Origin of the sequence: Herminiimonas fonticola (assembly GCF_003293745.1) — a bacterium.
Taxonomy (GTDB): Bacteria; Pseudomonadota; Gammaproteobacteria; order Burkholderiales; family Burkholderiaceae_D; genus Oxalicibacterium; species Oxalicibacterium fonticola.
In genome coordinates this window covers 994,504-1,009,544 of the sequence record NZ_PTLZ01000001.1, presented here as the reverse complement: position 1 = coordinate 1,009,544, position 15,041 = coordinate 994,504, and the positions used below count along the sequence as shown (strand labels likewise).

Annotated in this window: 9 protein-coding genes; 8 read left to right on the top strand and 1 reads right to left on the bottom strand. The window is 51.8% G+C overall.

The annotated features are described in order from the left end of the window. The first annotated feature begins 159 nt into the window (after positions 1 to 159). The 8 genes from Hfont_RS05015 to Hfont_RS04980 all read left to right on the top strand — a co-directional run bounded on the left by Hfont_RS05015 (position 160) and on the right by Hfont_RS04980 (position 12,506). Complete coding sequence (locus tag Hfont_RS05015; protein ID WP_112991717.1) at positions 160 to 1,881, top strand: autotransporter assembly complex protein TamA; 1,722 nt, start codon at positions 160 to 162, stop codon at positions 1,879 to 1,881. Further along, entirely contained in the window at positions 1,832 to 5,863 is a 4,032-nt protein-coding gene (locus Hfont_RS05010) for a translocation/assembly module TamB domain-containing protein (protein WP_241523013.1), read from the top strand. Before Hfont_RS05015 ends, Hfont_RS05010 begins: the two co-directional genes overlap by 50 nt. A 181-nt stretch (positions 5,864 to 6,044) precedes the next feature. After that, positions 6,045 to 7,400 carry an NAD(P)/FAD-dependent oxidoreductase gene (locus Hfont_RS05005; RefSeq protein WP_112991715.1) on the top strand — a complete coding sequence of 452 codons (1,356 nt, stop codon included), beginning with the start codon at positions 6,045 to 6,047 and terminating at the stop codon, positions 7,398 to 7,400. A 340-nt stretch (positions 7,401 to 7,740) separates the two neighbouring features. Next, the gene (locus tag Hfont_RS05000) at positions 7,741 to 8,943 is read left to right on the top strand and encodes a cation:proton antiporter (protein WP_112991153.1); all 1,203 of its coding nucleotides are present in this window, start codon (positions 7,741 to 7,743) and stop codon (positions 8,941 to 8,943) included. A 14-nt stretch (positions 8,944 to 8,957) separates the two neighbouring features. Continuing rightward, positions 8,958 to 10,070 (top strand): YbdK family carboxylate-amine ligase, encoded by a 1,113-nt coding sequence (locus Hfont_RS04995; RefSeq protein WP_112991151.1) that lies wholly within the window; start codon positions 8,958 to 8,960, stop codon positions 10,068 to 10,070. Positions 10,071 to 10,245: 175 nt separating this feature from the next. After that, positions 10,246 to 11,349: a sigma-54 interaction domain-containing protein gene (locus Hfont_RS04990; protein ID WP_112991150.1), complete on the top strand. Its 1,104-nt coding sequence runs from the start codon at positions 10,246 to 10,248 to the stop codon at positions 11,347 to 11,349. A gap of 27 nt (positions 11,350 to 11,376) precedes the next feature. After that, positions 11,377 to 12,009 carry a response regulator gene (locus tag Hfont_RS04985; RefSeq protein ID WP_112991148.1) on the top strand — a complete coding sequence of 211 codons (633 nt, stop codon included), beginning with the start codon at positions 11,377 to 11,379 and terminating at the stop codon, positions 12,007 to 12,009. Between the two features lie 17 nt (positions 12,010 to 12,026). Further along, positions 12,027 to 12,506, top strand: coding sequence for a response regulator (locus tag Hfont_RS04980; protein WP_338322768.1), 480 nt, complete (start codon positions 12,027 to 12,029; stop codon positions 12,504 to 12,506). A gap of 85 nt (positions 12,507 to 12,591) precedes the next feature. Here the strand turns inward: Hfont_RS04980 and Hfont_RS04975 are convergent, their stop codons facing one another. After that, positions 12,592 to 14,607: a PAS domain-containing sensor histidine kinase gene (locus Hfont_RS04975; protein WP_112991146.1), complete on the bottom strand. Its 2,016-nt coding sequence runs from the start codon at positions 14,605 to 14,607 to the stop codon at positions 12,592 to 12,594. Positions 14,608 to 15,041: the final 434 nt, after the last annotated feature.

Genomic DNA, 15,041 nt, shown 5'->3' with positions numbered 1-15,041 from the left:
TCATTGGCAAATACTGATAAGCTTGCAACACTAATCAAGTGGTCGTCGATCTCGCGAAATCGCCGCGCTTACCTCGTCTTGCCGCCCTTGCAATCAATTCCTTCGCTTAACATTGTGCAGAAAAAAGTCATCTTTTTCAGGATCAATGCGTGGCGTCTCATGCTTTGTTCCATCCTGGTTTCATTGTGCCTGCCCTTTGGTGCACACGCTGCGCCGCTATACACCGTCTCTATCAGCGGTGCGGGTAGTCTTACCTCGCTACTTACCGAACACTTGGAAATAAACCGACGCCGTACCGCAGATGCAATGAGCGAAGATGAAATTCGCCGTTTGGTCGCCACTACGCCGAGCCAGATTCGCTCGCTGCTGGCAACCGAAGGATATTTCTCACCGACCGTCAGCAGCGATCTGGATCAGCAATCAACGCCATGGGTTGCGCGCTTCACCGTCACGCTGGGACCATCGACCAGGATCGAATCCGTCAATATCGAATTCACCGGCGACATCACGGAAAAACATCCGCAACGCATCACCGAACTGCGCAATGCATGGGAATTAAAAGTTGGTGACCCTTTTCAGCAAGGCAAGTGGGACAAGGCAAAAAACTCTTTACTTAAAGACTTGCTGAACCGTGACTACCCCGCAGCAAGCATCACGCAAAGCGAAGCACGCATAGAACCATCGACCAATAGTGCCGCGTTAACCGTCGTGGTCGATTCCGGTCCTGCCTTTACCTTCGGCGAAATGCAAATCGATGGCTTGAAACGCTATTCGCGCGACATGGTGGAAAAACTCAATCCGATCAAACCCGGTGAACCGTATTCGCAGGAAAAACTCAATGAGCTGCAGGCACGTGTGCAAGAGACCGGTTATTTCCGCTCCGCCTTTGCCACCATCGATGCCAATCCTGAACACCCGAACAATGTCGTGATCAAACTGGATCTGACGGAAAATGAACGCCGACGCTTGTCGCTGGGTATAGGCTTCTCAACCGATTCCGGTGCGCGCGGACAAATCAAATGGATGGACAGACATTTCCTCGGTCGCGACTGGCGCCTCGAATCAGAACTGCGCGGCGACCGCGATACGCGTGTCTTGGGCGGCGATGTATATTTCCCAACCCTGCGCAACGACTGGCGCCCTAGCGTAGGTGCACATTACGAATACACCGACAGCGCGGGCGAGATCAATAATAAATTCCGCACTGGTGTGCGCCTGAGCAGCCCCGACAAGAGCGATGAAAAAGTTTGGGCACTCGGCTTCCTCGCCGATCGCCAACGCATAGGCGAGGACTTTGCCAATGATCGCGAAGCATTCATTGCATCCTTCATTTATACCCGCAGACGCGTCGACAACCTGCTTACCCCGACGCGTGGACATTACGCTTCACTCGAAATTAACGGCGGCCCGGCCGGTATCATCAACAAGGAAAACTTCATCCGCGTAGTGGGTCGCGGCACCTGGTTGTCACCAACCTATAAACGCTTTCAGGCAGTACTGCGTGCTCAAGTCGGGCAAGTATTCGGTGCCAACTCCGATACGGTTCCGGGCGATTTATTATTCCGCACCGGTGGCGATCAAACGGTACGTGGCTATGCCTACAACACCCTCGGCGTGCCACTGGATGGCGCCATCGTCGGCGGCACCAACACGGCAGTTGTCAGCGCAGAATTGGTTTACAAGATCACACCGGAATGGGGTGCTGCCATTTTCACCGATGCAGGCAACGCGGCAAACTCTTGGGATGGCTTCCGCTTGAAGCAAGGTAGCGGTGTCGGTGCGCGCTGGCTCAGTCCGATAGGCGCGGTCAATCTGGACCTGGCATATGGCCATGAAACAAAAGAAACGCGTCTTCACTTCTCGGTTGGCTATGGCTTCTGATAATCAAGAAAATAAGCCTGCATCAAAATCAACGCAGAAACGAAAATGGCGTGCATTGGGATGGTTCGCCATCGCGCTGTGCATCACACTATTTGTCGGCAGCACATGGTTGTTGAATAGCGAACGCGGCGCACAGTTCGCTTTCTCTGCGGTCGGCAAACTATCGGCCGGTATGGTCGAGAGCAATGGCATCACAGGCCAATTGAGTGGCCCGCTGAATATCAAGCAACTCAAGATCAATCTGGAAAATCAAAACATCGTCGTCGACGATATCGCAGCCGACCTGCAACTCTCCGCACTTTTTGGCCGCAGCCTGCATGTGACATCGCTGCAGATAGGCAAGCTGAGCATCGTCAGCAAGATAGATCAAAGCAAAGAACCGTCGAAACTGCCAGACAGCATCGCGCTGCCCATCAAATTGAAAATCGACAAGGTCCAGGTTAACGCCGGCACGATTGCATGGGGGCCGGTAGATGTCGTCACGCTAGGTGCATTTGCTTTCAATCTGGATTTCGATGGCGCGCGCTATGCATTGAATCTGGATCAATTCAGCGCGCGTTCCACGTCAGGCGGCAATGCCTACAGTGGAAAATTCAAGGGACAAGCCACGCTGTCCACCGTGACACCCTATCCATTGCAGGCCACCGTTGCCAGCGATAGCGCAGCGGTATTCGATGATCGCAACATCGGTGCCACAGGCAATATCGTTCTGGATGGTTCGCTTGCCGATCTTAAAACGGCAATTGATCTGCGAATCAACAAAGCATCGTTGAAAGGGAATGCAGTACTGCGACCTTTTTCCGAAAAGATACTTGGCTCGGCCTATGTCTCGGCACAGGCCATCGATCTTGCCGAACTGTTTGCAGATTTACCTAAGACGAATTTGAATATCAAGCTGGATGCGGCAGAGGATGGCAAGGGCAAACTGGCGATCAGAAATGCAGCTGCTGACACTTACGATGAAAACCGTATCCCGCTTACCGACCTGAGCCTGAACTTTGCGCAACAGGACAAGCAATTCATTTTCAATCAGATAGTTGCCAAACTAGGCAGCGTAAAAAACCCTGCCGGCAGCATCAGCGGCAACGGTCGATATGCAGACGGCGCGCTGGCCTTGTCGCTGAAAACCGATGCCCTCGATTTGAAAAAGCTGGATCAACGCATGCGCAATACCAAGCTGATGGCAAGTCTGGATATTCGTCATGCATCGGGCAAACAGACTCTCACGCTTTCCGCAACAGAAGCGCTGAAACGCGGCAAGCTGCCGAATGGAAAAATCGCCGAAAGCAAGCTGACGCTGAACGCACATGCCGTCATTGCAGATGAAGCGATCACCGTCGACAAAGCAGAACTGCGCGTCGATGAAAGCGCAATCGATGCGACCGCGCACTTTGCCTTCAACAACAAACAGGAATTCAATGCAAAAGGCACGCTAAGCAAATTCAATCCGCGCGCGCTCGGCAATTTTTCGCAATTGCCAGCGATGCTCATCAACGCTGAATTTGCTGCCAAGGGAATGCGTCTACCGAGCTTGCAAGCTGATCTTTCCTTCCGCATGAGCAATAGCCAGCTCGCTGGCAATCCGCTAACCGGCGAAGGCCAGGCACGTCTGACTGCAAACTCCTTGCATGTACCGAAGCTGTTACTGGTAGCAGGAAAAAATCGGATCAACGCCGAAGGCAAACTGGAAAAAAGCGATGCCCGCATTAGCTTCGCGGTGCAAGCACCAGCGCTGGAACAACTCGGTTCAGGCTTTGCCGGCGTTCTGCAAATCAATGGCGAAATTCGTGGCGACGTGCAGCAACCGCGCATCGTCGCCAACTGGCAGGGCAATCGTCTGCGCATACCGGGTCAGACGATAATCAATGCTACACAAGGCAAGACCGACATCAGCCTCAATCGGAACAGCAATGCTTTCCTGATCAACAGTGTCACGTTCGCTGCGACAGCTCAGGGATTCAACACCAGTGCGCAGCAGATTGCCAAATTGAGTGCGCAGGCACAGTTCTCGTCGCAAGCGAATGCGCCGCTATCGCTAGTGGTCAGTGCCGATGGCATCGGCGGTAATCAATTGCGCGCAGATACATTCAATCTCGATGTCAGCGGCACCACCGCACAACACACATTAAACGCAACGCTGGCCGAGCGTGAACAGAACTGGAAGATTAGCGCAGCCGGTGGCTTGAAAGATTTGACACGCGCACCACGCTGGGAAGGTGCGATCAACGCTTTCGATGCTGTCGGCCATTTGAATGCCAGGTTGAATGCACCGGCCAAGCTGCTGATTTCGCAAAAACAGGTTCAGCTCGATCAATTCAAGGTGGCAGGTCCAAACGCGAGTATCGCAATTGAACAGTTTTTGCGTAATGAACGCGGCGTCACGACACGCGGAAAATTTGAGCACGTCAAAATCGGCGAACTAATGCAGTCGCTTAATCCTGCCGCACCGATAGGCGGCGATCTGGCACTCGCCGGCGAATGGAATCTAAGCCTGATCGACAAACTGGATGGCACCGTCAACGTGCGTCGCGAAAGCGGCGATGTCGTCATGCGCGGCAACGCATCCGCCGCTCTGGGCTTGAATACACTGAATGCCAGCGCGACTGCGACCAAAGGACGTCTGGCGCTTAATCTTCTCGCAGAAGGCAAACAAACCGGCCGCATCGATATCAATCTGAATACCACCATAGGTGGTGACAGCCGCTTTTCAATTTCGCCGAATGCACCGGTCTCCGGCAGTGCACGCATGAGTATCCCCACGCTGGGTTGGCTAGGCCCCTTGATTTCGCCGGCACTGATCATGGAAGGCAGTTTGCAAAGCAATGTCGCACTGAATGGCACCTTCGGCCAACCGCGTATGGTGGGCCCGGTAACGGCAGATGGATTGCGTTTGTTGTTCACCGATACGGGTGTCGATCTGAAGCAAGGCGTATTGCGCAGCGCTTTCGATGGCAATCAGCTTGTCATCAGCAATCTGAGTTTTCAAAACGAAGGCAGCCTCGTCATTTCCGGCCCGCTCAGTCTTGTACGCGAACAACTTGCACTGGAGCTGACACTCAAGGCAACACGTTACAAACTGATAGACAGATCGGATAGAAAGTTCGTGATTAGTGGCGATGCTTTAGTCGGCTGGCGCGATGCCAAGGCGACAGCCAAGGGACAGTTTGAAGTCGATTCCGGCTACTTCGATATCGGCACGACAGATACGCCCGAACTTTCCGACGACGTCGTCATTGTCGGCAAAAATGACAAGCCGGGAACCAAGGCCACCATCGCTCTGGATGTCGGCATCAGCCTGGGCGAAAAAGGCATTCATCTATACGGTCGTGGACTCGATGCAATGCTGGTTGGAAAAATTCAATTGCTCGCCAATGCCGGCGGTGCCTTGCGTGCGCTGGGTACTTTGCGCGTTGCATCCGGAACGTTCAAGGCATATCAACGTGAGCTTGCCATCGAACAGGGATCGGTGCGCTTCAGCGGCCCTTTAGATAATCCTGCCCTCGACATTCTGGCCATGCGTCGTGGTCAGGAAGTAGAAGCCGGTGTGTCGGTGCGCGGCACGGTACTGGCACCACGCATTACGCTGGTATCAGAGCCTACTGTTTCCGATGCTGAAAAATTATCGTGGCTGGTGCTCGGACGCGGTTTGGCTGGCGCTGGTGATAGCGAGCGCGATGTGCTGCAAAGTGCTGCTGGCTCACTGCTCGCCAGCGGCGGTGGCGCAGGATTGCAATCAAAAATCGCCGGTGCATTTGGCCTTGACGACGTCAGCATCGGCAAAGGCGGCACCGATTTGCAAGAACGTATCGTCAAGCTGGGCAAGCGGATTTCGTCGAAGCTGTATGTCGGTTTTCAACAAAGCATGGACAGCGCGAGCAGTGTTTTGCTGGTGCGCTACACGCTCACTTCGCGTATCACGCTGGAAGGCGAAGCCGGTACCAATAGTGCCATATCCTTATTCTACAATTTCGCCTTTGATTAAATTTGCAGCTGCATTTATTGTATGCAGCTCATGAGCTATTCCCTGGCCATATAGCGAACAAAGCTCGCAAACAACTACGGCATGCTGATAAGGCACTGCTAGAATGTAAAACTAAGGCGCATCGGTTCTATTCGCTTTTCAAACCGCCATAACAAGATTGGAGAAGCTCATGCCGATTCACATGAACAACCTTGATAACAAATCGTCTGCGTCATCTCCTAGCAAATCGCATCGCATCGTTGTAGTAGGTGGCGGTGCAGGCGGGCTGGAACTGGTGACAGCGCTCGGTAACAAACTAGGCAAAAACGGCAAGGTCAGCGTCACTCTGGTCGACCGCTCATCAACCCATATCTGGAAGCCTCTGCTGCATGAAGTCGCAGCCGGCAGCATGGATGCCAATACCCATCAGCTTGAATATGCAGCGCAGGCACGCTGGCATCGCTTCGTCTTTCAGCAAGGCGAACTGCGCGGCCTGGATCGCACGCGCAAAGTCATTACAGTTGCCAGCCTGCTGGACGATGATGGACTGGAGCTCTTGCCGCAACGCGAGATTGCCTACGACACCTTGATACTGGCTATAGGCAGTATTACTAATTTCTTTAATGTACCGGGCGCAGAACAAAACGCGATCGCGGTCGACACCTTGAGTCAGGCTGAACACTTCCGTCGGCGCATGATCGGTCTGTGCATGCGCGCCGAACACGCGATCGATACGCATGCAGATCAGTCTCATCCAAAACTCAATGTCGCGATCATCGGTGCCGGCGCGACCGGTGTCGAGTTATCCGCCGAATTGCGGAATACGGCCGAAGTGCTGGGTGCTTATGGATTGCATCACCTTGATCCATTGCGCGATATTCGCATCACCGTGATTGAAGCCGGGTCGCGCATCCTGTCGGGCTTGCCGGAACCTATATCGATCAAGACCACAGGTCTGTTGCATAAACTGGGCATAGATGTAATGACGGATGCGAAAGTATCCGAAGTGCAAGCGCATTCCGTCGTGTTCGCAAATGGCAACAGCATCCCGGCCGATCTGACCGTCTGGGCAGCAGGTATACGCGCACCAACAATTCTGGCCGAACTTGGCTTGCCGGTTAATCGTCTGGGACAGATCATTGTGCAGCGGACTTTGCAAACGGAAATCGATGCAAATATTTTTGCATTCGGCGATTGTGCTGCCTGCCCTTGGCCAGAGAAAAACAGCACGGTGCCACCGCGTGCGCAAGCAGCACATCAGCAGGCAAGTTTTCTATTCAATGCATTGAAGAAACGCCTTGATGGCCAGGCCTTGTCAGAATTTGAATATCGCGATCTGGGTTCGCTGGTATCACTGGGCCGCTTCGATGCCGTCGGTAATCTGATGGGGCCTTTGATAGGCAGCACACTCTTTATTGAAGGCATCATGGCGCGCCTGCTGTATGTATCGCTGTATCGCATGCATCTGGTCGCCTTGCACGGTTATATACGCACTGCTGCCGATACGCTGGGACATTGGCTGCAACGCAAGACTTCACCGCGTGTCAAACTTCATTGAAAATATTGCATGAAACAGTTTCAGAAAAAAGTGCGCGACTTTTTTCTGAAACTGCTGCTACACTTTCCCCAGTCAAATTTATAAAACGGTATCTCCGTTAAGTATCTTCTTTATTAGCAAAGTCTTTTCGCTGCAATGCTCTAATGCATCGAAACATTACAAAACCGGATAACACTTGCAATACGGCACGTGAATTGCCCGGAAAAATCCGCGAACGAAGTTGCTAGAACAATCCGGGCATCGTGCTGAAGTGTCGCCAAAAGTGGCCATACAGCCTGCATCAACAATATGCGTTCTCAATTTACTTGAAGCGCTTTATTTTTAAATTGCCGGAAACAATATGACATCACATAGTTTTTTTCCGAATATGCCGCACGCACTGAATGTGCTGACAGCAACCGGCCTGCTGCTGATAGCCGGTGTGTTGGGCGCACATTTGTTGCGCCGACTATTTCCACAAGTGCCTGCCATCACCGCATATGTACTGACCGGATTATTGATAGGTCCATCCGTATTTAATCTGATCGACGTCGCATTATTGAGTGAAATCAGCCTGCTGGTCGATCTCGCACTCGGACTCGTACTGTTTGAACTGGGACGGCGCGTCGATTACAAATGGTTGCTGCGTGAAAAAGGTTTGCTGATTACAGGTGTCGCACTGAGCACCCTGACTTTTCTTGCTCTCTTCATCCTGCTCACACAATTCGGCGTGAGCAAACTGGTTGCCAGCATGGTCGCGGCACTCGGCATGGCAACCTCGCCTGCAGTGATTTTGAATGTAGTGCGCGAGGTCAAGGCAGAAGGCCAGCTCACCGAACGCATGCTGAATATCGTCGTCATCGGCAACGCCCTCGCCTTCATCGTCTTCTCCATGGGTCTGGCAGCGGTACATGTCGAATACGAAGCCGGCTGGGAAAGTTACATCCTGCATCCTTTATATCTGTTGCTTGGTTCTGCAGTGCTGGGCTGGATCATCAGCCGCCTGCTGGTATGGATAGGTCAATGGCTGGGTCGTGATAGTCAGGCGCAGTTGATCCTCGTACTGGCACTGATTGCGAGCACAGTGGGTATCGCCGTCATGCTGAATCTGTCTGCGTTGATTGCACTGCTGGTATTCGGCATCGCCAGCCGCAGCTATGACGCGCGTCACGCGATTGTAGAACCCGACCTCAGCCAGTTCAGCGGCTTGTTCTACGTTGCCCTTTTTGTCTTCGCCGGTGCCAAACTCGAACTCTCACATTTAATGGATCTGTGGCCGGTCGTACTCGCCTTCATCGCATTGCGCCTGTTGATCGCTATCGGCATGACGACCGGACTGGCGCGCCTCAACGGCATTACGATGCGCAAAGGCGCATTGCTGGGCTTGGGCCTGGTACCGCTGTCCGGCTTCAACATCATCATGGTGCAACACGCGGTTGGCTACTATCCGCAATTCGGCGCGCAGCTCTCTGCACTCGTCGTTTCCATACTCGTGATTCTCGAATTGCTGGGCCCGATTTGCACACGCTATGCGCTGGTCGCATCCGGCGAAGCCAAGAACTGATTAAGGAAATTTTCATGCTGGAATTTAATAACTCAACACCGCTGACCATGGGTGTGGAACTCGAACTGCAGATCGTCAATCGACGCGACTACAATCTGACGCGCGGCTCCGACGACCTGCTGCAGATCATTAACAAGACCGAGCACGGCTACGACATCAAGCCGGAAATCACAGAAAGCATGATCGAGATCGCGACCTCGGTGCACATCGATCATCATGAAATGCTGACCGAGCTGACTGCGATGCGCAGCTTGCTGGTCGCTGCAGCCGACAAGCTCAACCTCGGCCTCGCCGGCGGTGGTGCACATCCATTCCAGCACTGGGAAGATCAACGCATTTATCCGACCGATAGATACCGTCTGGTGTCAGAGCTGTACGGTTATCTGGCCAAGCAATTTACTGTCTATGGTCAGCACATCCACATCGGCTGCCCGAGTGGCGATGAAGCGATCCGCCTTGCCCACCTGCTGGCGCGCACGATGCCGCACTTCATTACGCTGTCGGCGTCGTCACCTTTTTATCAAGGTGTGGACACCACCTTCCAGTCGTCGCGACTGACCAGCATCAATGCATTTCCATTGAGCGGCACCATGCCATTTGTCAGCGACTGGGATGAATTCAACGCCTACTTCATCAAGATGTCGAATCTGGGCATCGTTGCCAGCATGAAGGATTTTTACTGGGATATACGTCCCAAGCCGGAATACGGCACGGTCGAGATCCGCGTCTGCGATACGCCGCTGGCGATAGAAACAGCCGTGGCACTGGGAGCGTATGCGCAAACCCTGAGCAAGTATTTCTTCGCGCAGCGTGAATTGCAACCGACTGCAGATACGGCCTTGACCTATTCGTACAATCGCTTCCAGGCTTGCCGCTTCGGCTTGAACGGTGCCTTGATCAATCCACTGACAGGCACGCAATCGTCAATCAAGGACGACATCCTGCAAACTTTTGACATGCTGAAGGACGTCGCCGAAGAAATGGGCACAGACGATGCAATTGAGTTGCTGCGTCAGCGAGTGTTATCCGGCCAGTCTGATGCCGACTGGTTGCGCGTCTGTTACGAGAAAAGCGGCTCGCTAAGCGATGTCGTACGTCAGCAAAGCGCTGTGTGGATGGCGCGATAAACACTCTTTCAACTGAAACAACCCGTTTCCTGCCGTTCTTGCTAAACGGCTTCCCTGTCGTTTTGTAAGCGGATTCCCACAAGCGAATCGGACACTCACTGCTTCTGCAAAGTTTTCCCTTGCTGCACAATCGACTCTGTAAAACTTGCAAGATGTTTTCACAGAGGAGAAACCAATGTCAAACGGATTGAGTACAGACGGTAACGTGGTCGGGATGCCGGCACAAAATACAAAAGAATTCACCGTCATACCCACTGGTACACAAGAATTGGGCGCGTCCTGCAACACAGAGCATCGTTGCGGTGATCTGTACGGCGCATCGGAAAACATGCTGCATCTGTTCAATATGATAGGCAAGGTCGCACCGACCAACGCGAATGTATTGATCGTGGGCGAAAGCGGTACAGGTAAAGAACTGGTCGCCAGCGTCATCCATCAAAAAAGCAAGGAAAGCAATCAGCCTTTTATCGCATTGAATTGCGGTGCTGTATCGCCCCAACTGATAGAAGCAGAACTGTTCGGCTCCGAGCGCGGCAGTTTTACCGGTTCCGTCCGTATGCAAAAAGGCTGCTTTGAACGCGCCGACGGCGGCACCCTGTTTCTGGATGAAGTGACAGAAATGTCGCTAGACATGCAAGTCAAATTACTGCGCGTGCTGGAAACCAATCGCTTCTATCGGATAGGCGCAGACGAAGAAACTGAAGTCAAAGTGCGCGTCGTTGCCGCCACCAATCGCGATCCGCTGGAAGCAGTTGCAAACGGCACCTTGCGCAACGATCTCTTCTATCGTCTGGCTGTCTTCCCTATTCATGTGCCGACGCTGCGTGAGCGCGGTGAAGACATACACTTGCTTGCCAACCTCTTCCTCGCACAATTGAATGAAGAAGAGGGCAATAACAAACATTTTTCAAAAGCCTCTTATCGCCTTTTGAATGAGTACAGCTGGCCGGGCAATGTGCGTGAACTGAAAAATATTGTGCACCGCAGCTATATCCTGGCGGATCAGGAACTCAACATCAAACTGAGCATCAACCCTGTCAAAACAAACGCCAGTATTCAGGCGGAAGATTGCGTCACCGTACAGCTCGGGAGCAAGCTGGCTGACGCTGAACAAAGACTGATTTGTGCGACGCTGGGCCACTGTGGCGGAAATAAAACCCTGACCGCAGAGGTGCTAGGTGTGAGTCTTAAAACACTTTACAATCGTCTCAATGAATACCAAACAAAGCTGTTTTTACCTGATGCCATCAAGCACTACGGTATGCAGGCGCGCAACTAGCACTCAATTGAAAAACGCATATTTATTATGGTAAAAATTCTGGTAGTTGACGATCATGCAGTGGTACGCGCAGGCGTACAGTATTTCATTGCACAAGTGCCGGAGATGAGTATCGAAGGCGAGGCAGCCACTGCTCAGGAAGCCATACGCCTGGTGCGTGCTCAGGATTGGGACATCGTTTTACTCGACATCAATATGCCGGATAAAAGCGGCGTTGAAGTATTGAAGCAGATCAAACGTGAGAAACCGGAACTGCCGGTGCTGATTCTAAGCATGCATCCGGAAAGCCGTTATGCCGTACAGATTCTGCGTAGCGGTGCCAGCGGTTATGTACAGAAAGAAGCGCTGGCCGAAGAACTGGTCGCCGCTATTCAAACAATTTTGCGCGGCCACAAATACATCAGCCATACAGTCGCAGAACTACTGACGACAGAAGTCGATAGCAATGCGGAAAAGCCGCTGCACGAAACCTTGTCGAAACGCGAATACGAAATTTTCTACAAACTATGCCAGGGTCATGGCGTCACCAAGATTGCTGACGAACTTTGCTTGAGTGTAAAAACAGTGAGTACTTATCGGGCGCGTGTTTTGCAGAAAATGAATATGGAAAACAACGCCGGCATTATTTATTACGCCATCAAGCAAAATTTGATCGATTAATACAGATTTAGAACGACATGTCTTTCGATACCGTAATTAACAGTAGTGAATGCGATTCCGATATGAATGAAGCGAAAAATACTGCCGGCAATGGCACTTTCCCACCATTGCGCATATTCCTGATCGAGGATTCTATCGACGTACGCGATCTGATGATAGAAAATCTCGCGATGATCCCTGGTGTAGTGGTTGCCGGCGTATCCGAATCAGAGGCCGATGCATTGCATCAGTTGAATACCCTGGACATCGATATTTTGATCGTCGACATTCAACTCAAAAAAGGAAATGGCATCAATCTGCTGCGTCAAATATTAGGAAAACAGGATTACGATCCGCTGAAAATCATTTGCAGCAATAATGCGACCGAAGTATTCCGGCGTGTTGGACGCCAATATGGCGTCCATCACTTTTTCGACAAGACTTCAGAATTTCCGCAGTTATTTGAATTGGTGAAAGAGTTGGGCCACACTCACATAGGCTGCCTCAGTCGAGGCTGAGCTTTTAAAAAACTTTATTGCCCAACTTCGTAGTTGATCTGAAAATCGAAACTCATCAGCAATAAGCTCCAACCCACTTATCGCATCAACCGTTTTCTTCCATCGCATTATCATCCGACACTGCCGTATTTTCCGGTGTTTTTGGAATCGTAATTACTATCGCCGTCCCCTTGCCTTCTGCACCGCTTACTCTGACAGTACCGCCAAGATAAGCTACCCGTTCACGCATGCCGCGCAAACCATGGGTAGTCATGCCACCAGGATTGACAGCAGGAATACCGATACCGTTATCGCGTACGGTCAAGACGATTTCATCATCGATGTCATCCAACACGATATCAACATGCGTCGCTTTTGCATGCTTGGCGATATTGTTCAAGGCTTCCTGCACAATACGGAACAAGGCAATATCCACGCGTGGCGCATAGCATAATTGGTCATCAGGCAGATTGACGTTGCAAACGACGCCGGTGTATTTCTCAAACTCTGCCGCCTGCTCGGCGATTGCGATCTTGACGCCGAACACATCCAGCTTGTCCGGCCGCAAGCCATTTTGAATTCGGCGGGTCGCATCGGTAATGGAACTGAGCAAGGCCTTGATCTTGACCGAACGTTCAGTAAATTTCGGTTCCGGTGGCATCTGCTGAAAGATCAACGACAGATGCATGTTCAGTGCAGTCAAGGCCGCACCCAGATCGTCATGTAATTCTCTTGCGATAGAACGCTTCTCTTCTTCGCGAGTAGTTTCCAGATGGCCGATCAACTCACTGACTTCAAAGGTACGCGCAGCAACCAATGCTTCCAGTTGTGTTTCATGTGCCTTCAACGCGTCTTCCATACGTTTGCGTTCTGTGATGTCGGTACTGATACCAACCAAACCCACCACCTGTCCCTTGGCATCCAGCCACGGCGCTTTGGTCGAATGCATGGTGCGTGTACCGTGCGCATATCGAGTAGTGGTTTCAAAAGTCTTGGGCTTGCCGCCCAAAATCACACTTTGATCTTCTTCCTTCACGCGCGCCGCATCCTCTTTTTCCAGATACAACTCTTCGCTCCGCAAGCCGATCACCTGTTCTCGTTTTTTTCCCAGCAAACGCAACTTGGCAGGGTTGGCAAAAATCATCCGTCCATTGCGATCTTTTACAAAAATTGCATCCGGCGTGTTATCACTGACCGCACGCAACAGTGCATTGCTTTCAGCCAAGGCGGCCTCACCGATCTGACGCCCTTCGTACTCCCGATTCAAAAGTGCCGCCGTACGACAGAACATGATGAACAACAGCGTACCGCTAAGCATGATCAATAGAGGCGATGCCTTGTCTGCATCGTAGAAGCGATTTTGTACGCCCCACTTGATCGCGAAATCCAGAATAATCAGCATCAGCAGGCTATTCGGTAACAGCCTGCGCAGAATCGGCCCACCCGGCGACTGACTGTTCCAGAGACGCATCAGGCGATGCGAAGGACGTGCAGCCAGGATGCCGAGCCCAAGTATCAAGAAGGTCAGCGACATGAAAGGCAGCATGGTACGAGCCGCATCGACGACACCAACCGACATCACGTTGTACAGATGGCCCACAAGCGGGATGCCCATCATGCCGATCAGGATGAAGGCTATATATTCAGACGGGTAATGACCACCTGACGTACGATAATCCAGTAGCAGAAGACAGAAACCCACCAGCACAAAACCCAGTGCTGTAAGTGGTGATTCGTACAGCCAGAATTTGCCCTGCACCCCTAGCTTTACAAACAGAGTTTCAAGACCCAGCTCGATACCGAAGAAATATCGCAGCAATGCCGACGCACCAGCCACAAGAACACATAAGGCAAACACCGACGCCAGTGCTTTCGCAATCGTTCTGCTTATCGCATGCGCAATATGAAATGAGTGGAACGCGAGAGCCAATGCGGCCAGGATAAAAACGGTACCAGTCTTGGTCCTGATCGGCGCGATATCTTCCAGCCGATAACCCAGCACCCAGAAGTCTTGCGATACGTTGTAAATGGCAACAATACCGACAGTCAGAATGAACGTCGCCGCAATGAGAGGTGCAAGCAGAAAAGTAAAGGATTTGCGATGTCCCGCTGATTGAAACATGGGCTAGCTCCGCTACAAATAGAAAAACCGGATGAGGCTGGAAATTACATTCCTGCTCCGAATAACAAATGCGCCGAACTGTATTTATTCAGCCCCGGCGACTTTTTGACGATTGTTCTTGAGGAATTTTTTGCGGCTTCTGAATACTGCAATCTGCAGATCTTTCAGAACAAATCTATACAAGCTGCTCTGAAATATTGTTGCCTTTTTAGAGAAGCATAGCAGCATCCTTCCCGACTGCAAACGCCTTCTCAGATATTAATTCAGTGAAATAGTTCCTGCTCGGCCATGGCTGTATGCAGCGCAAATAATCAAACACCACCAAGGTCTGTTTCTTGATTATACGAAACGCTCAAAAACAAGCAGCACTTCTCGCTTCCATTTTCTATCGTTTTCTTTCTCTGTCCTTCGTGTTGGCCTGCAAGCTCTTCCTC

Excerpts from the sequence above, each read along its gene's own strand:
- Hfont_RS05010 (WP_241523013.1), top strand. The coding sequence starts at position 1,832 with ATGAAACAAAAGAAACGCGTCTTCACTTCTCGGTTGGCTATGGCTTCT.
- Hfont_RS04995 (WP_112991151.1), top strand. The coding sequence starts at position 8,958 with ATGCTGGAATTTAATAACTCAACACCGCTGACCATGGGTGTGGAACTC.
- Hfont_RS04975 (WP_112991146.1), bottom strand. The coding sequence starts at position 14,607 with ATGTTTCAATCAGCGGGACATCGCAAATCCTTTACTTTTCTGCTTGCA.
- Hfont_RS05005 (WP_112991715.1), top strand. The coding sequence starts at position 6,045 with ATGAACAACCTTGATAACAAATCGTCTGCGTCATCTCCTAGCAAATCG.
- Hfont_RS04980 (WP_338322768.1), top strand. The coding sequence starts at position 12,027 with ATGTCTTTCGATACCGTAATTAACAGTAGTGAATGCGATTCCGATATG.
- Hfont_RS05015 (WP_112991717.1), top strand. The coding sequence starts at position 160 with ATGCTTTGTTCCATCCTGGTTTCATTGTGCCTGCCCTTTGGTGCACAC.
- Hfont_RS05000 (WP_112991153.1), top strand. The coding sequence starts at position 7,741 with ATGACATCACATAGTTTTTTTCCGAATATGCCGCACGCACTGAATGTG.
- Hfont_RS04985 (WP_112991148.1), top strand. The coding sequence starts at position 11,377 with ATGGTAAAAATTCTGGTAGTTGACGATCATGCAGTGGTACGCGCAGGC.
- Hfont_RS04990 (WP_112991150.1), top strand. The coding sequence starts at position 10,246 with ATGTCAAACGGATTGAGTACAGACGGTAACGTGGTCGGGATGCCGGCA.